This is a genomic window from Massilia scottii (assembly GCF_030846495.1).
GTDB lineage: Bacteria > Pseudomonadota > Gammaproteobacteria > Burkholderiales > Burkholderiaceae_D > Telluria_A > Telluria_A violaceinigra.
In genome coordinates this window covers 16403-34161 of record NZ_JAVCWM010000035.1, presented here as the reverse complement: position 1 = coordinate 34161, position 17759 = coordinate 16403, and the positions used below count along the sequence as shown (strand labels likewise).

17 protein-coding genes are annotated in these 17759 nt (G+C 62.3%); 6 read left to right on the top strand and 11 right to left on the bottom strand.

The window, feature by feature from the left end; translation table 11 throughout:
- Positions 1 to 18 precede the first annotated feature (18 nt).
- The 5 genes from RBA41_RS30075 to RBA41_RS30055 all read left to right on the top strand — a co-directional run bounded on the left by RBA41_RS30075 (position 19) and on the right by RBA41_RS30055 (position 4760).
- Positions 19 to 1335 (top strand): MFS transporter, encoded by a 1317-nt coding sequence (locus RBA41_RS30075; RefSeq protein ID WP_306628039.1) that lies wholly within the window; start codon positions 19 to 21, stop codon positions 1333 to 1335.
- Positions 1336 to 1337: 2 nt separating this feature from the next.
- A complete protein-coding gene (locus RBA41_RS30070) occupies positions 1338 to 2444 on the top strand; it encodes an ABC transporter ATP-binding protein (protein ID WP_306628038.1) in 1107 nt (368 codons plus the stop codon).
- 172 nt (positions 2445 to 2616) lie between these two features.
- The gene (locus RBA41_RS30065) at positions 2617 to 3957 is read left to right on the top strand and encodes a tetratricopeptide repeat protein (RefSeq protein WP_306628037.1); all 1341 of its coding nucleotides are present in this window, start codon (positions 2617 to 2619) and stop codon (positions 3955 to 3957) included.
- Between the two features lie 240 nt (positions 3958 to 4197).
- Positions 4198 to 4482 (top strand): hypothetical protein, encoded by a 285-nt coding sequence (locus RBA41_RS30060; protein ID WP_306628036.1) that lies wholly within the window; start codon positions 4198 to 4200, stop codon positions 4480 to 4482.
- Complete coding sequence (locus RBA41_RS30055) at positions 4470 to 4760, top strand: type II toxin-antitoxin system RelE/ParE family toxin (protein WP_306628035.1); 291 nt, start codon at positions 4470 to 4472, stop codon at positions 4758 to 4760. Before RBA41_RS30060 ends, RBA41_RS30055 begins: the two co-directional genes overlap by 13 nt.
- A gap of 126 nt (positions 4761 to 4886) precedes the next feature.
- Here RBA41_RS30055 and RBA41_RS30050 read toward each other — a convergent pair whose 3' ends face one another.
- Positions 4887 to 7661 carry a TonB-dependent receptor gene (locus RBA41_RS30050; protein ID WP_306628034.1) on the bottom strand — a complete coding sequence of 925 codons (2775 nt, stop codon included), beginning with the start codon at positions 7659 to 7661 and terminating at the stop codon, positions 4887 to 4889.
- A 389-nt stretch (positions 7662 to 8050) separates the two neighbouring features.
- On the opposite strand from RBA41_RS30050, the gene RBA41_RS30045 reads away from it, so the two are divergent.
- Entirely contained in the window at positions 8051 to 8791 is a 741-nt protein-coding gene (locus RBA41_RS30045) for a GntR family transcriptional regulator (RefSeq protein WP_099874756.1), read from the top strand.
- A 59-nt stretch (positions 8792 to 8850) separates the two neighbouring features.
- Here the strand turns inward: RBA41_RS30045 and RBA41_RS30040 are convergent, their stop codons facing one another.
- The 10 genes from RBA41_RS30040 to rpsP all read right to left on the bottom strand — a co-directional run bounded on the left by RBA41_RS30040 (position 8851) and on the right by rpsP (position 17601).
- Positions 8851 to 9630, bottom strand: coding sequence for an SDR family oxidoreductase (locus tag RBA41_RS30040; RefSeq protein ID WP_306628033.1), 780 nt, complete (start codon positions 9628 to 9630; stop codon positions 8851 to 8853).
- Positions 9631 to 9729: 99 nt separating this feature from the next.
- Positions 9730 to 12435, bottom strand: a complete 2706-nt coding sequence (locus tag RBA41_RS30035) for a M16 family metallopeptidase (protein WP_306628032.1) — start codon at positions 12433 to 12435, stop codon at positions 9730 to 9732.
- A gap of 92 nt (positions 12436 to 12527) precedes the next feature.
- Positions 12528 to 12977 (bottom strand): CBS domain-containing protein, encoded by a 450-nt coding sequence (locus tag RBA41_RS30030; protein ID WP_306628031.1) that lies wholly within the window; start codon positions 12975 to 12977, stop codon positions 12528 to 12530.
- A gap of 125 nt (positions 12978 to 13102) precedes the next feature.
- Positions 13103 to 13447 (bottom strand): DUF3579 domain-containing protein, encoded by a 345-nt coding sequence (locus RBA41_RS30025; protein WP_306628030.1) that lies wholly within the window; start codon positions 13445 to 13447, stop codon positions 13103 to 13105.
- A gap of 234 nt (positions 13448 to 13681) precedes the next feature.
- Positions 13682 to 14659, bottom strand: a complete 978-nt coding sequence (locus RBA41_RS30020) for a CobD/CbiB family protein (RefSeq protein ID WP_306628029.1) — start codon at positions 14657 to 14659, stop codon at positions 13682 to 13684.
- Between the two features lie 122 nt (positions 14660 to 14781).
- Positions 14782 to 15447, bottom strand: coding sequence for a CoA pyrophosphatase (locus RBA41_RS30015; RefSeq protein ID WP_306628028.1), 666 nt, complete (start codon positions 15445 to 15447; stop codon positions 14782 to 14784).
- A gap of 66 nt (positions 15448 to 15513) precedes the next feature.
- Positions 15514 to 15900, bottom strand: coding sequence for a 50S ribosomal protein L19 (rplS, locus tag RBA41_RS30010; RefSeq protein WP_054266855.1), 387 nt, complete (start codon positions 15898 to 15900; stop codon positions 15514 to 15516).
- Between the two features lie 106 nt (positions 15901 to 16006).
- On the bottom strand, positions 16007 to 16753 hold the full coding sequence (gene trmD, locus RBA41_RS30005; protein ID WP_306628027.1) for a tRNA (guanosine(37)-N1)-methyltransferase TrmD: 747 nt from the start codon (positions 16751 to 16753) through the stop codon (positions 16007 to 16009).
- Between the two features lie 23 nt (positions 16754 to 16776).
- Positions 16777 to 17307, bottom strand: coding sequence for a ribosome maturation factor RimM (gene rimM / locus RBA41_RS30000; RefSeq protein ID WP_306628026.1), 531 nt, complete (start codon positions 17305 to 17307; stop codon positions 16777 to 16779).
- A 36-nt stretch (positions 17308 to 17343) separates the two neighbouring features.
- Positions 17344 to 17601: a 30S ribosomal protein S16 gene (gene rpsP, locus RBA41_RS29995; protein ID WP_099874747.1), complete on the bottom strand. Its 258-nt coding sequence runs from the start codon at positions 17599 to 17601 to the stop codon at positions 17344 to 17346.
- Between the last annotated feature and the right edge of the window lie 158 nt (positions 17602 to 17759).

Here is a 17759-nt window from a genome sequence, read left to right as displayed (position 1 = left end):
CCCCACCCAAGGATGTCGATGGATCTCACTAAAACAACTAAAAAAGAACGCAGCCCGCTGACCTGGGTGCCCAGCCTGTACTTCGCGCAGGGCCTGCCCTTCTTCGCGGTCGCACTGGTGGCCGGCCAGATGTTCAAGAGCATGGGCGTGGCCAACGACGACATCGCCCACTGGACCGCGGCCATCATGTCGGCGTGGATCTTCAAGCCGCTGTGGAGTCCCTTCCTCGAACTGGCGAGCAGCAAGAAGATCATCGTGGTCAGCTTCCAGCTGATCGGGGGCGTCTGCCTTGGGCTGGTGGCGGTGGCGCTGCACATGCCGTTCTGGTTTGCCGCCTGCGTCGTCATGCTCACGCTGGTCGCCATCTCCTCGGCCACCCACGACGTGGCCTGCGACGGCTTGTACATCTCCAGCCTGACGCAGAAGGAACAGGCGGCCTACGCCGGCTGGACCGGTACCTTCTTCAATGCCGGCCGCTTCATTTCGGCCGGCGGCCTGCTGCTGCTGGCCGGGTACTTCGAAAAAACCATGGGCGTGGCTTCGGCCTGGACCATCGTGTTCTGCATCCTGGCGGCGATGATGATCACGCTTGGCCTGTACAACGGCTGGGCGCTGCCGCTGGCGAAGAACCCGGCCAGCGCCGACATCACGGCGCAGGCGATCGCGCGCACGCTCAGGGAAGTGATCATCGACTTTTTCAAAAAGCCGGGCATCTGGGTATCGGTCCTGTTCATCATCCTGTTCCGCGCGGGCGAAGCGCAGGTGCAGACCATCGGCCCGCTGTTCCTGCGCGAGGCGCGCGATCTGGGCGGGCTGGGACTGAGCACCACCGAAGTGGGCGCCGTGTACGGCACCGCGGGCACCGTCGCCTTCGTCATCGGCAGTATCGCGGGCGGCTACTTCACCTCGTGGCTGGGCCTCAAGCGCGCCATCCTGGCGCTGATCCTCGCGGTGAACCTGCCCAACCTGGTGTTCTACTTCCTGGCGACCGCCCGGCCGACCGACCTGACCCTGATCGGCGCGGCGCTCAGCGTGGAGATGTTCGGCTACGGCTTCGGCTTCGTCGGCCTGATCCTGTACATGATGCAGGTGGTCGCGCCGGGCAAATACCAGACCGCGCACTATGCGTTCGCGACCGGGATCATGCAGCTGGGCTTCTCGCTGTTCAAATGGGTCAGCGGCGACATCCAGATCGCGCTCGGGTACCAGAACTTCTTCCTGTGGGTGCTGGCGGCCGCGGTGCCGGTGGCGATCCTGTCGCAGATCATTCCGATGAGCGCCAGCGAACGCCAGCAGGCCGAACTGGCGGCCGCCAAGCCGTCGACGGCGCTCTGAGCATGGCCGCCGTTACCCTCAAGGGCGTCGTCAAGCGCTACGACGACAAGCAGACCATCATCCACGGCATCGACCTCGATATCGCCGACGGCGAATTCGTGGTCTTCGTGGGGCCGTCCGGCTGCGGCAAATCGACCCTGCTGCGCATGATCGCCGGGCTGGAAGAGATCAGCGGCGGCGAGCTGCATATCGGCGGCCTGCTGGCCAACGATATCGCGCCGGCCAGGCGCGGACTGGCCATGGTATTCCAGTCGTATGCGCTGTATCCGCACATGACGGTGTTCGAGAACATGGCGTTCGCGCTCAAGCTGGCCGGCCACAAGGGCGAAGAGCTCAAGGCGCAGGTCGGGCGCGCCGCCGGGATTTTGCAGATCACCCATCTGCTGCAGCGCCGGCCCAAGGAGCTGTCGGGCGGCCAGCGCCAGCGCGTGGCGATCGGGCGCGCCATCGTGCGCAAACCCGAGGTGTTCCTGTTCGACGAACCGCTCTCGAACCTGGATGCCAGCCTGCGCGTGCAGATGCGGGTGGAACTGAGCCGCCTGCACAAGGAACTCAAGACCACCATGATCTACGTGACCCACGACCAGGTCGAGGCGATGACCTTGGGCGAGCGCATCGTCGTCATCAACGGCGGGCGCATCGAGCAGGTGGGCACGCCGTACGAGCTGTATAACAATCCGGGCAACCTGTTCGTGGCGGGCTTTCTGGGCGCCCCGAAAATGAACTTCATCGCCGCCGGGGTGGCGCATATCGGCGCCATCGGCGTGCGCGTGCGCCTGGCCGATGGCACGCTGGTCGATGCCGACGCCGATGGCGGCGACGCCATGATCGACGACAAGGTCACGCTCGGCATCCGCGCCGAGCACATGACGGTGCTGCCGGCGGGCAGTGCGCAGGCCAATGCGATCGGCGCCGTGGTCGGCCACGTCGAATACCTGGGCGACCAGACCATCGTCTACGCCAGCATGGCGGGCGACCCGGCCCTGATCGCGCTGCGCCAGCCGCAGGGCGGCGCCATGCTGCGCGCGGGCGAGCGTATCGCGGTGCATTTGCCGCCCGCGCACTGCCATCTGTTCGACGAGCGCGGACGGGCGTTTTTGCGCGCCTGAACCGGTCCGCACGGAAATCAGCGTGCAAAAATGAAGTTTATGTAACAATATGCGCTTCGTCCGAAATTCGCACCAACCGGACGACGCCCATGTAGGCTACGTGTCCACGGTTCGGCGGGCTGATGCGTTATAGCGTCAGGCTGTCTTTATGTCTTTGATTGAAGGATTTTCCATGTCCCAGTTTCGTCTTGCCCGTATCAGTCTGATCTTGGCCGCCATCGGCCTGAACGCCGCACCCGCCCTGATGACCAGCGCCACCGCGCAATCCGCTCCTGCCACGCCTGCGACCAGTGCCGCTCCGACCAAACCTGAAACCGTGCGTCCGGAGCTGTACAAGCTGCTGGACCCGGCCGCCGTCAAGGTCTTGATCGACGGTAAGAAATTCACGGAAGTCCAGGAAAGACTGACTGCCGCGGAAGCCTACGCCAACCGCACCCCGTACGAAAACTACGTCATCGAGCGCATGAAATTCTCGCTCGGTTCGGCCAGCGGCAACGAAGCGATGACAATGAGCTCGCTCGAAGCGATCATCAACTCGCCAAGCACGCCGGCGGTCGACAAGCCGGAATTCATCCTGGCGATGGGCAATCTGCAAAACAACGCCAAGAACTATACGAAGGCGATCGAATGGATGAAGCGCTACATCGCCGAGGGCGGTTCGCCGTCGCGCGTGCGTGCCTCGATGTCGCGTGCCTACTACCTGAATAACGATCTGGCCACGGCCAAGACCGAAGCCCAGACCCACCTGGCCGAACTGGAAAAGGCTGGCACCCCTCCGGCGGAGGGCGACCTGCGCCTGCTGGTCGCCATCGCCGGCAAGCAAAAAGACTGGCCGGCCTACACGGTCGCGCTGGAGAAGCTGATTGCCGCCTACCCGAGCCAGGACCTGTGGGCGGACTTGCTGCACCGCATGTACGGCAAGACCAGCTTCAACTCGCGCCTGCTGCTCGACGCATACCGCCTGGAATCGACCGTGCTGAAACAGCTGGAAGCCGAGACCTACGTCAACATGGCCGAAGAAGCGGTGCGCTCCGGCTTCCCGGTCGAAGCGAAGAAGGCGGTTGATGCCGGTTTCGCCGCCAACGTGCTGGGCACCGGCGCCGACGCCGCCAAGCACAAGTCGCTGCGCGACCGCGTCAGCAAGGCCGCGGCCGACGATGCGAAGAATATCGCCACCGGCGAAGCCAGCGCTGCCAAGATGAAAGACGGCACCGGCATGGTGAACCTGGGTTACGCCTACGTGACCATGGACGAATTCGACAAGGGCATCGAGCGCATCGAAAAAGGCATCGCCAAGGGCGGCCTGAAGCGTCCGGAAGAAGCCAAGCTCAAGCTGGGCATGGCGTACGTCAAGGCCGGCCGCAAGGACGATGCGATCAAGACGTTTGAAACCATCAAGGGTAACGATGGCATCGGCGACCTGGCGCGTTACTGGACCATGTGGCTCAAGCGTCCGGCCGATACGGCAGCGCCAGTGGCAGCGGCTCCGGCTCCGGCTCCGGCAGCGAAGTAATTCACGGCATTGCCGTCTGATCGGGCGGGTTCCGGCGCAAGCCGGGCCCGCCTTTTTTCGTTAACGCGTCCAGGGATTGACCGAATTCAAACAGGATGAATGGATGTTGAACTAATCGCATGTTGCCGAACTCTGAGCTTGGTACCTGTTCCGGCTATGGAGGTTTCTGAAGCACGTTGCTTCCCCCGTTCACAGAACGGTGCTACCCTAGTAACACCCTCTTTTTGGAGCTGCTTCATCATGCCAACCACATCACTAAAACTGTCACCCGAACTCAAGGAACGAGCGGTCGCGGCAGCCGAGGAATTGGGCATCAGCACGCATGCGTTCATGGTTGGGGCAATCAGCCAGGCCGCGGATGCGGCTGAGCAGCGAGCGGAGTTTGTTGCGCAGGCGCAGACAGCCCTGGCCGAGATGCGGGAAAGCGGACTGGGGTACGACGCTGACGATGTGCGCACCTATCTGCGCGAGCGCCTTAGCAATAGTGAGGCAGCCAGGCCCGAGGCCAAGCCGTGGCGAAAATAAGTTACTCGACCCGGGCAATTGCCGACCTTGAACGTATCAGTAACTTCCTCGTCACGAGCAATCTGAACGCTTCCGAGACGCTCGATTTGATCGATGAAGCCATCAACATTCTTGCTCGGCATCCGTTCCTTGGCAGGCCGGCCGAAGTGGGCTTGCATGAGCTGGTAATTTCAAAAGGGAAAAGTGGCTACATCGCGCTGTACGCCTACGATGCACACCAGGACGCCATTCTGGTTTTATCGATCAGACATCAGCGCGAAGCGGGATTCCGGCTATAAATCACCCCGGCGTCATCGTTTCATTGCCGCATGCGCTCAGTGCGGTCGTGCCGGGCGCACCAAAAACAACGGGACGCGCAAGCGTCCCGTCTTTTCCGGCGGGACCGAAGTCCCTCCATCTCAGCCTCAGTACTTGCCGTGCAGCGCCAGATAGATCTGGCGGCCGTTCTTGTACAGCGAACCTGGCACATCCATCGCACCGGCGGTGTGGATTACCGAACGCACCATCGGATTGTTCAGGTCCTTGCCGTCGAGGGTAACGCTGAAGTTCTCGTTGATCTGGTACGCCAGCGATGCCGACAGCGAACCGACCGACGCCTGGTACGAGGCCGAATTGCGGCTGGTGCCGTTCAGGAAGCCCGAGCGCCAGCTGTAGGTCAGGCGCGCCGAGACCTTGTTCTGCTCATAGAAAGCGCCGACGTTGTAGGCGTTTTTCGAGGTACCGATCAGGGTGCAGTCGGCATAGGTCAGCGCGCCGCACATCGAACCCGGCGCCTTGCCGGTTTCCTTGCCCAGGGTGTAGGTATAGTTGGCATTCACGCCGAAACCCGCCGGCAGCGCCTGCTGATACGAGAACTCCATGCCCTTCACTTCCGCCGTGGTGTTGAGCGGGGTGTCGATCTGGTACACGGTGTTCTTCTTCTGCAGCTGGTTGTAGAAGGTCGCGGTGCCCGAACCGTAGGTTACGTAACCGTCCAGCGCCGAGTAGAACGCGCCGGCCGCCAGCAGCGACTTCTCGGCGAAATACCATTCCACGCCCAGGTCGAAATTGTTGGCGCGGATCGGACGCAGGTTCGGATTGCCGGCGCTGCCGGTGCCCTGCACGTCGCGCAGGTCGGTGCCGGCCATCTGGCCCAGCTCCGGACGCGCCATCGTGCGGCTGGTCGAGAAGCGCGCCACCAGGTTCTTCGACAGGTCCATGCGGAAGTTCGCGCTTGGCAGGAAGTCGAGATAGGTGTTGTTGTACAAACGCGGCTCGAAGTTGCCGGACGGTGCAATCTCGTTGCGCTCGACCGATTCCTTGGTGTGCACCACGCGCACGCCGACATTGCCCGAAATGCCGTCGGCGCCGAAGTTCGCCATCACGTAGGCCGAACGGGTCGGCTCCTTGATCTTGAATTCGTTCTGCTTCAAGTGGCCTTCGTACTTGGCATGGGTGCTCAGCCAGCTGTTGACCGCTTCGCGCGAGAAGGTCCACCAGCCGGCGCCGTTGGCGCCGAGGTCGTTGAACTCGGTCGGGAACGAGGTCAGGCCGCCCGTCGGCAGGTTGCTGACCAGGGACAGGCTTGGCAAGGCGTTGATGCCGATGGCGGTCAGGTCGCGCTTGTGCTCCGCAGCGCGCACGCCGAACTGGACCGACTGCACGCTGGCCAGGTCCAGTTTGAAGGTGCCGTCGATCTGGCCGTAGACTTCCTTGTCGATCGCGGTCACGTGCGAGCCGTAGGTGTAAGGCACGTTGCCGCTGCCATCAGGACCGCCGCCGATCGAGAACTTGTCTGCGCCCGGGATCACGTAGGTGACCGCCTTGTCGAGCCCGTTCATGGTGTAGCTGCCGCCGGTGTACGGCATCCAGACGCCTAGCGCGCCGCTTTGGGTATTGCCCAGGCCTTTGGTCGAGCCGACCTTGCCGGCCAGGGTCAGCTTGTCGTTGACGCGCCATTTGCCGTCCAGGTTGACGAACTTGGATTGGCTCTCGGCGATCGGGCGGCTGAATTCTTCCTGCACCGCGCTCGACATCGTGCCGCACACCGCGCCGCAGTTGGCCGGCACGGTACCGGTCAACTGGGTCAGCACGCCGTTACTGACGGTGCCGCTGGTGTGACCAGCAGGGAAATCCTTGGCCGCCCAGTTCGGCGCCAGGAAGCGGCCCAGCGACTGCATGAAGTTGTGGTTGATGTTGGGGGCGTCGAGGTGCGAATGGAATGCGGTCAGGTCGAGCGTGATGTCGCTGGTCGGCTTGAACTGGATGTCGATCAGGCCGCCCTTGCGCGTGCGCTCCTGCTCGAACCAGGCTGTACCGCCCAGGTAGTTGGCCTTGGCGCCCTTGACCGGATCGGTCTTGATGGCGGTCGACGCACCGGGCACGCCCTTGTCCACGGACGAGCCGGCATCGACCGGATCGTACCAGATGCCGTTTTCCTGGCCGACGCGGCTCAGGGTGCGTTTTTCATGGAAGCCCTGGACCATCACGGCCAGGTTGCCGGCCTCGTTCTTCCAGTTAACCAGGCCGTTGAACTGGCCATCGTTCTTGCCCGAGTTTTGCGAATTCACGGCGCCCAGACTCATCTGCGCGCTCAGGCCCTTCTTGAAGTCCAGCGGCTTGCGCGTTTCGATGTCGACCACGCCGACGGCGCCGCCTTCGAGCAGGTTGGCCTGCGAACCTTTGTGCACCGTCACGCGGCCGATCAGTTCGGACGGAAACAGGGAGAAGCTGACGCTGCGGCCGCCGCCGATGATGTTATCGGCAAACCAGTCGCCGCTCGAGACGGTGTGGCTGTTCAGGGTGGTGAGGGTCAGGCCGAACGGGGTGCCGCGCAGGGCGACGCGGTCGTTTTCGCCGAAGCTGCCTTCCGAGCCGCCGGCGGCGGCCACGCTCACGCCGGGCAGGCGCTGCAGGGAATCGGCCACGTTCTTGTCGGGCATCTTGCCCACGTCTTCAGCAGTAATGACTTCGACCAGGCTGTCGGAATTGCGCTTCTGGTTCAGCGACTGCTGCATCGCCGCACGGATACCGGTGACGACCACCACTTCACCCTTGACCTCCGGGTCCACGCCTGGTGCCGTGGCGGGCGCCTGGGCCTGGGCCTGGGCCGACATGGCGATGCTCAACACCAGAATAGCTGCGGCCGACGCTACCGGCGTCAGGCTGGTCGATACAGGACGCTCTGCGTTCTTATTCACTACTGACTGATTGCGCTTCATTACTTCCCCCTTGATGTTGGCTCCGTGAGTAAGCCAGTTCATTTTTAACAACGACTTTTTATGTGCTACGGGTACAACCACGTCTAAAACCAATCTAACGCCAATATACTCCTCTTTAATACCAGAACACTACCAGTTAAGCGAATTTTTTCATATGTTGTTTCGATAACACACGGGTGGACTGGGACTTTGGCCAAGTGGTCTGGTCATTGGGGGCGAATTTGACGTAGTTGCAAGAGGGAGGGCTATTCCTGCGGTCTTTTTTTGGTATTATCGTTATATGCAAATGAGACAACTGCATGATGTGGCGAATTTGCGCCAGGCGACGGGAAAAGTGGTCCCACCCTCACGAAAGAAAGCAGATTGGTATGACTTCCCTTGTCCACATCATGCAGACGCTGGCCCAGACCAGCTCGCAGCCGCTGTACCAGCAATTGCAGCGCGCCCTGCGCGAAGCGATCGACCAGCGCATCTTCGGCCCGGACGAAGCCCTGCCGGCGGAACGGCAACTGGCGCTCGACCTGTCGATCTCGCGCATCACGGTGCGCAAGGCAATCGACGGGCTGGTGAGCGAGGGCTTGCTGGTCAAGCGGCCCGGCTCGGGCAACTTCATCAACACGCGGATCGAGAAGAACTTCGCCAAGCTGACCTCGTTTTCGGAAGATATGCGGGCACGCGGGCGCACGCCGCGCAGCGTGTGGCTTAAACGCTCGGAGGGGACGGTGACGCCGGAGGAAGCCCTGCGCCTGCGGCTCTCGCCGGGTGCGCCGGTGTACCGCTTCAACCGGATCCGCTATGCCGACGAGTTGCCGATGTGCCTGGAGTACGCGACCATCGTGGCGTCCTGCCTGCCATCGCTCGATGTGGTGGGGGTGTCGATGTACGAGGCGCTGGAAGCGGCCGGCAACCGGCCTACGCGCGCACTGCAGCGGTTATCGGCGCTGCTGCTCAATGCCGAGCAGGCCAAGCTGCTGCAGTCGAAGGAAGGCGATGCGGGCTTGTGCGTGGAACGGCTGGCGTTCCTGAGGGATGGACGCGCGGTGGAGTTTTGCCGCTCGTACTTCAGGGGGGATATGTATGATTTTGTGGCGGAGTTGAGTACGGCGTAGTCGTCGTTTCCGCGCATGTCACCGTCGCTTGCGCCGATGGCGGAAACGACGGTAGCTGATCAAATCGCGGTCAACCCGCCATCCACGGCCAGCTGATGCCCGGTCACGAACGAGCTCTGGTCCGAACACAGCCACATCGCCGCATTGGCAATCTCCACCGGCTCGGCGAACCGGCCCATCGGATGCACATTGCGCAGCTTTTTCTCGCGCAGCGGTTCGCGTTCCAGTGCGCGGCCCATCATCGGCGTATTGACCACGCCCGGACACACACTATTAATACGAATCCCCTCGCGCGCATACTCGGCCGCCGCGGTCTTGGTCATGCCCACCACAGCGTGCTTGCTGGCGGCGTAAATCGGCTGGGTCGGCGCGCCGACCAGGCCGGCCACCGATGCCGTGTTGACGATCGACCCGCTGCCCTGCTTGAGCATCTGGCGAATCTCGTACTTCATGCACAGCCATGTGCCCTTGACGTTGACGTTCATGATGCGGTCGAACAGCGCTTCGTCGGCATCGGCCAGCGGCTGGTGCTCTTCCTCGATGCCCGCATTATTGAACGCGCAATCGAGCCGCCCGTAATACGCCACCGTCTTGTCGATCAGCGCTTCGACTTCCGCCGCGCGCGTGACGTTACACTGCACGAACAGCGCCTTGCCGCCGTTTTCGACGATCATCGCCGCCGTCGCATGGCCGCCGTCGACCGAGGTATCGGCCACCACCACGCACGCGCCAGCGCGTCCGAACGCCACCGCGGCCGCTCGGCCGATGCCGCCTGCCGCACCGGTCACGAGGACCACCTTACCCTCGAACGAGGACTCCTTCTGCTTCTCCCTGGCCATGTTCCAACATCTCCGTGTGTTCTACAAAGGAAGCAAATACTTCCTCGAGGCAACAGAATACCGTAAACATTGCTATCCCGCCAGCAAGTATTGCTACTTTTACCGCTTGAGCTTGGCTTTCTCTTGATCTCCCGCTATGACGACACTGAGCTTGGCCGGATCGATCGCCTTGCGGAACGCCGCATTTAGTTGTTCCAACGACACAGCGGCCAGTTTTTGCTCGAAGCGCTCGCTCCATTCAAACGTTTTTCCCTGATACAGCAATGAAGTCCAGGCGCCGGCGAGAATGCTGTCGTCGGCGCGGTTTTGCGCGCGCTGCTGCAGCAGGCCCGATTTGGCCGCCGCCAGTTCGCCCGGAGTAAAGCCCTTGATGACGGCGCGCACCAGTTCCTCGCGCATGGCGGCATCGAGCCTGGCCAGGTTCTGCGGCGCGGCGATGGCGCTCATGGTCAGGCTGCCGGCGCGGTCAAGGTCCCCTGCCCCCAGCTGCGAGCCGCCGCCGTAGGACAAGCCATCCTTCTGGCGGATGCGGTTCATCAGGCGCGATTCCAGGCCGCCGTCGCCGAAGATGTAATTAGCCAGCATCAGCGCCGGATAGTCCGGATCGTCGACCTGCAGATCGAGGTTCAGGCGCGCCATGACGACGCCATTTTCCTTGTCGGCCAGGTTGACGGTCTTGTTCATCGGCGCAATGGCCGCGTGCGTGCGCAGCACTGGCGCATAGCTGGCGCGGCTCTGCCACTTGCCGAACAACTCGTCGACGAGCGGGGCCACGGGCGCGGCGTCGAAGTCGCCGACAATGGCCAGTTCGCCATGCGAAGCGCCGTAGAAGTCACGGTAGTAAGCCTTCACATCTTCCAGGCGCACCGCCTTGACGTCGGCGATCTGTTCGTCGAGCGTGCGGCTGGCGCGGATGTCGCCCTTCGGATAATGGTCGAAGTGTTCGCTCAGCACGCGCGCGGCCACCGCTTGCGGCTCGCTGCGGGAAGACTCCAGGCTGACCAGAAATTGCTGGCGCAGCTGCTCGAATTCGGCTTCGGGAAAGCTTGGTTCCTTGAGCACGTGCGCGACCAGGCGCAGCGCCTCGGCCAGGTTGGAACGGGTGGTCTCGAACTCCATCAGGCCACCGCTGATCTTGAGTTTGTCGAAGGCGTCCGAGAGCTGCTCGCGCGTATATTTGGTGGTGCCGCGCGTGAGCATGGCGCCCGTCATCGCCGGCAGCATGCCTTTGCCGAACAGGCTTTTCTGGTCGCCCCAACGCAGGTTCAGGTCCACGAAAACGGCTTCGCCGCGATTCTTCTTGGGCAGCAGCGCAAGCTTGATGCCGCCCGCGGTGGCCAGCGTGGTGCGCTTCATGATGTTGGCCTGGCTCGGATCGAAGTCTTCCGACTTCTGGGTGGCGGCCTTGGGCTTGAAGTCCTTCATGACGCTGGCCAGGCTTGGCGCGGGCGGGATCTCGGCGCGGCGCGGGGCGTCGTCCGGCAGGAAGTGGCCGGTGACGCGGTTGTCGCGGCGCAGATAGCGCCCCGCCGCCTCGGCCACGTCGGTGGCGGTGATGGTGGCGATGCGTTCGCGCCCGACAAAAAACAGGCGCCAGTCGCCCAGCGCGATCACTTCGGACAAGGCCACGCCGACCTGCTGCGGGTCGTTCAGGCTTTTCTCGATGCTGTTGGTGTAGTTGCGGCGCACGCGCTCGATTTCGGCGTCGGTCGGCGGTGTCTTGGCGAAGTCCTCGACGGCGGCCGTGAGCGCCTCGCGCACCGGTTCGATCGGGTCGCCCTTGCGCACCACGGCGCCGAAGTACAGCATGCCGGGCGCATAGCCGGTTTCGGCGTAGGCGAAGACGTCGCTGGCCTTGCCGCTTTCGACCAGCAGCTTGTGCAGGCGCCCGGTGGTGGCCGCGCCCAGCACTTCGGAGGCGAAGCTGAGGGTGTCGCTGTCGTCATGCAGCGCGGGCGGCACCTTGTAGCCGACCGCGATCATCTGCACGTCGCCCTGGCGCCGCACGGTGAAACTGCGCTCGCCGTCCTGGGTCGGCTCCACCGTCCAGAACTGCGGCAAGGCGCGCCTGGGCCTGGGGATGGCGCCGAAACTTTGCGCGATCCAGCCGAGCGTGCGGGCCGGATCGAATTTGCCGGCCACCAGCAGCACCGCGTTATCGGGCTGGTACCAGGTGCGGTAGAACGCTTGCAGGTTCTCGATCCTGACGTTTTCGATATCGCTGCGGTTGCCGATGGTGGAACGGCCGTAGCTGTGCCAGTCGTAGCCGAGGCTCTGCATGCGCTTCATCAGCACTTCACCGGGCGAATTCTCGCCGCTTTCGTACTCGTTGCGCACCACCGTCATTTCGGAGTCGAGATCCTTCTTGGCGATGTAGGAATGGACCATGCGGTCCGCTTCCATCTGCAGCGCCCATTTCAGGTTGTCGTCGCCGGCCTGGAAGACTTCGTAATAGTTGGTGCGGTCGAGCCCCGTGGTGCCGTTGAACTGCATGCCGCGCTGCGAGAACTGCTGGGCGATGTTGCGGTTGTTCGGCGCGCCCTTGAACATCAGGTGTTCGAGCAGGTGGGCCATGCCGGTCTCGCCATAGTTTTCGTGGCGCGAGCCGACCAGGTAGGTGACGTTGACGGTGACGGTGGGCTTGGACGAGTCGGGAAACAGCAGCACCTTCAGGCCGTTCGGCAGGCGGTATTCGGTGATGCCTTCGACGGAAGGTCCCTGCACGACGCCTTTCGGCATCGGCAGGGCGAGCGCGGCGCCCGTGACAAGGTAGGCGGCAGCGCAGATCCAGCGAATTTGGTTCATGAGGTCTTCTGGTAGGGTGGACACGGTTTGCCGTGCCCACGCGGACCCCGGCGCGAGCCATCATACCAGAGGGCAGCCATCGCGCTGGCAAGCTACTGGCGCGCGCGTTTTTCGTGCGATTGCTGGTGCGAGCTGATGCGTGAAAGTTCGCCCATTTCCTCGGCCAGGAATTCGAGCAGGTCGTCGACGCTGACGATGCCGGTCAGGCCGCCCGCGTTATTGACCACGGGCACACGCCGGATGCCGCGAAAACGCATGCGGTCGATCGTTTCGTAGACGTCGTCGTCTTCCGACGCGGTCAACAGGTCGGCGCTCATGATGTCGCCGACCAGCAGGCTGGCCGGGTCGAGCCCGAGTGCGATGACGGAGACCACGATATCGCGGTCGGTGATGATGCCTACCGGAACGCGTTCGTTTTCCGCTTGTTCGATGACGACCAGGTCGCCAACGTGATGCTTACGCATCAGCAAGGCGGCGGCCTGGACGGTTTCGTCGCCCTTGCAGTAAATGGTTTGGACAGTACAGATTTCGCCTATGCGCATTGTTTCCTCCCGAGCGGCTCAGCGCTTGTGATGTGCGCGCGCGCAGGGTTGCGCGCGACAGGCTTAAACTTACGCGGGCTTTCTGATGTCGGTTTGATCCTGCTCAAAGCAGTGGTGACGCGTATTTAAATTTTAGGGTCGCCCGGCAAAGGCAGGAAGCAGGCGTTGAGGACCTGCAAGTCGTTGTCCTTGGCGAAATTGAGGACGAAGTGGTAGGCCAGCGGTTCGAGTTGTTGAAGGTCGTTGTTGACCACCACGGCCTTGACGCCGTCGAGCATGGTCGGGCGCACGTAGGGCGAAAACTGCAGGTGCGCGTTGCGCCCGCCCGAGCCTTCGGGGCGGAAGCAGGACATGACGCCGCACAGCCGCTCAGCCCAGTCGCTGGGACGGAACTGCCTGCCATCGCTGGTGATGCCAAGAATGAAAAACTCGTCGGCGAGTTTTTTCTTGCTTTCGGATAACTCGGCCATAGGGCGGGTCGTAGGAACAAGAAGATGCGTGGAGACGATGGCGCAAGCGCCGGACCGGTGAATCAGGTGTTGCCGTGGAACGTGAGTATTATATCTTATAGAAGAGTTGAGCTTGCAGAATGATGCGATGTGGTTAAAGGGGAGCGGTCTGCCACCACCATCGTTCCGGCCGCAATTCCCGTCGTTCCTGCCATTGGCAGAAACGATGAGAATAGTGCCGAGCGGAACAGCCGCTTACGCCGCCACCTGCCCAATATTAGCCAAACCAACCGCCCCCGACAACAGCAACAGCAGCAGCATCCATAAAAGCAACGCCCGCCACACCAGTCCGACCGTGCTTTGCAGCGCCCGGGCGTTCGGCTCTTCGCCCGGCATCACTTCCACTTCGCTGTAGGTGCTGTCCACGGTGGCCGCGTCCGGCGGCAACACCTTCGATGCGTTCTCGTTGGGCGTGCCCAAACGCACCCCCATCGCACCGCCGCCGGCCGACAAAATAATCCCGCGCGCTTCGTCGTTCCAGCGATGGGCGAAGTTGCGCCATGCATAAATGGCATCTTCAAAATTGCCCACCACCGCGAACGCCACCGCCGTCAGCCGCACCGGCAGCCAGTCGATCCAGTAAAACGCGCGCGCGGCGAACTGGCCGAAAGCTTCGTTACGCATGTGATCCGGCTCGTTCCACGCCCGCGCCAGGTATTCCGACACGCGGTACATCACCGCGCCGGCCGGCCCCACGATCAAGAACCAGAAAAACACCCCGAACACATTGCGGTGCGTGGTCACCAGCGACTTTTCCACGGCGATGCGGGCCACTTCCGACGCTTCCATGCCGACCGTGTCGATGCGCGCCCACTCCGACAGCAGCGCGCGCGCGCCGGCTTCGTCGCCCGCGCTCAGCGCTGCCTGGATCGAACTGAAATAGTGGCTGTAATGGCGGAAACCGAGGGTCAGGTAGACAATCAGCACATTCCACGCAAACGCGATGAACACCAGCTGGTAGTGGTACAGCAGCCAGGAAATCAGGGCCGTCGGGCCCACCAGCAGCAGCATGACCAGCACCCAGCCCATGCGCCCGTTGCTGGCATCGCCCGCGTTGAACCACCCCTCCATGCGCATCGCAAAACTCTTGATCTCCGCATAAATCAGATTGTCTGCCCGCAGCGGCTTGAGCTGTTCGATCAGCAGCGCGCAGAGAATGGAGAGAAATGTCATCGAACGTCCTTTGTACTTTTTGAAATGAAGCAGCAGAGCAATTCATCAATGCCCGCTACGATAGCGCAGAGCACCGATTCAATCAAACATATTGGCGACGCGGTCGGCCGGGCCGGCCCTGTTCAGGCGCGCAGGAAGTGAAACAGATTGCGCAGCATGCCGGCGGTGGCACCCCAGATAAAGAAGCGATCATACGGCATGGCGTAGAAGCTGCGCTGCCCCGCTCCCTCGGGCAGTTCCAGCGAGAGGCGCTGGTGGTTCATGCCGTCCATCAGGAACTGCAGCGGCACTTCAAAAATTTCGGCCACTTCATTGGCGTCGGCGACCAGCTCGAACGGCGGCGCGATCAGGCCCACCACCGGCGTGACCCGAAAGCCGGTGCCGGTAATGTAATCCGGCAGCGTGCCGATCACGTCCACGTGGCGGCGCTGCAGGCCGATTTCTTCCTCGCTCTCGCGCAGCGCCGTGTCGATGGCCGAAGCGTCGTAGCTTTCGGCGCGCCCGCCCGGAAAACTGATCTGCCCCGCGTGCGCCGACAGGTGCGCGGTGCGCACCGTCAGCAGCATGCTCAGGCCACCCTCGCGCTGCACCAGCGGCAACAGCACCGAGGCCGGCGTCATCACCGTGCGTTCGGCCCAGGATTCGCCCGGCGGCTCCGGCTGCCAGTCGGCGGGACTGGCAAAACGCTGGCGCAGCCAGTCGGGCGTGAGACGCTCGGCATCGAGCGCCGCTTCGCCACCGAGGGCTTGGACAGGCAATTTTTCTGGATCGAAAATAATCTTGGGCAAGGGTATTGTCCTTCAAAACGAAAAAAGGCATCCGGTAGGATGCCTTTTTTGCAACGCAGATGCCGATTACTTGGCAGCGGCTGGAGTTGCAGCGCGACGGTTTGGCAGTTTTTCTTTGATACGTGCCGATTTACCCGAACGCTCACGCAGGTAGTACAGCTTGGCGCGGCGAACATCACCACGACGCTTGACTTCGATCGATGCGATCAGCGGGGAATACAGCTGGAACGTACGCTCGACGCCTTCGCCGGACGAGATCTTGCGAACGATGAAGTTCGAGTTCAGGCCACGGTTACGACGGGAGATCACGACGCCTTCGTATGCCTGGGCGCGCTTGCGGGTGCCTTCGACCACGTTGACGTTGACGATAACGGTATCGCCAGGTGCGAAATCAGGAATAGTCTTGCCCAGACGGGCAATTTCTTCTTGCTCAAGTTGCTGAATCAAATTCATTTTTAGGACTCCGATAACCATCTTGCTGGCGCTGCATTCGCCCAGTAGAGGATGGGGTTACTGATACGGGCGAGATTGCCTGCACAGTGGTACTGCAATAGCAGATTTACAAACCTGCAAGAAACTTTTCATCGGCCTTGCTCAGCAGTCCAGCGCTGCGCGCCTTGACCAGCAGATCGGGCCGTTTCCTGGCGGTGGCTTCGAGCATGCGCTCGCGCCGCCACTTGACAATCTCGGCATGGTTGCCGCCCATCAGGACCGGCGGCACCACCACACCTTCATACGTATCGGGACGGGTGTAATGGGGCGAATCGAGCAAGCCGTTGACGAAACTGTCTTCGACCGCCGAAGCGTCGTCGTTCAGTACGCCCGGCAACTGCCGTACCACCGCATCCATCAGCGCCATCGCCGGCAGTTCGCCGCCCGACAGCACGAAGTCGCCGAGGCTGATTTCCTCGTCGACGCAGCGGTCGAGCAAGCGCTGGTCGACCGCTTCGTAGCGTCCGCACAGCACGATCAAGCCCGCTTCATCCTTCAGATCCATCACCCGTTCGTGGGTCAGCGCCCTGCCCTGCGGCGACATGAAGACCACGCGCGGAATCGGCAAGTCGAGCATGACCTGGCGCTGCCTGGCGGCGCCGATGGCAGCTTCGAGCGGCTTGGCCAGCATCACCATGCCCGGCCCGCCGCCATACGGGCGGTCGTCGACGGTACGGTGGTTGTCGGTGGTGAAATCGCGTGGATTCCAGGTCGACAAGCCCCAGCGTTTCTGCTCGAAGGCGCGGCGGGTGACACCCGACTGCGTCAGTGCGGCAAACATCTCGGGAAACAAGGTCACGACATCAAATTGCATCGCGTTCTCGCCTTGCTTGAGCCTTAATAATCCAGACCCCAGTCCACCGTGATGGTCTTGCTTGTCTGGTCAACTGTTTTGACGAACTGGTCCACAAACGGAATCAGGCGCTCGGGCGCCTTGTCATCGTTCGCGGCATCCGGCACCGGCGTGATGCGCAAAATCGATTGCGCGCCGTTGTGCATCATGTCGGACACCAGCCCCAAGGCGTCGCCTTGCAGGTTCACTACATTCAGTCCGATCAGATCGGACCAATAAAATTCATCGGCCGGCAGTTGCGGGAATTGGCTGCGCGGGATGGAAACAGCGGCGCCCTTGAGCGCCTCCGCGGCATCCCGCCCGAGCGTACCTGCCAACTGGGCCACGACGTCGCCGCCGTGCATTTTCGCAGTCCGTACGGAGACGGATTGCAGGCTGGGTTTATCCAGCCACCAGGTTTTCACGCTCAGCAACCCATCCGCGTCGGTGGAAAACGGGGTGACCCGTATCGAACCGGTGACGCCGAAGGCGCCGGACACGTACCCGACTTGCGTCAGATCGTCAGGGATTTGCACCCCGGATGCTGCTGAACCGCTCAAACCCGGACCTGCTTAGGCTGCTGCTGGAGCTGCAGGCTGGCTGTTCACCAGACGTGCAACGGTTGGCGACAATTGTGCGCCAACGCCTTGCCAGTAAGCCAGACGGTCTGCGGTGATACGCAGGCCGACTTCGCCACCAGCTGCCATCGGGTTGTAAAAACCGATGCGCTCGATGAAGCGGCCGTCGCGGCGATTGCGCGAGTCCGTTGCAACGATGTTGAAGAACGGGCGCTTCTTGGCGCCTCCACGAGCTAAACGAATAACGACCATAATAATTCCAAAAAGTTGTGCTGGGCGGAAAAAGCCGACAATTATAGCGCGCAATGCCGCGCAGCAGCAAGCGTTAATGACAACAGGGCGCGCACTTCGGGGCGAAGCAAAGATTATCGCCGATTTTGGCCCGGACCGCCAACTGCATCGTCGATGTC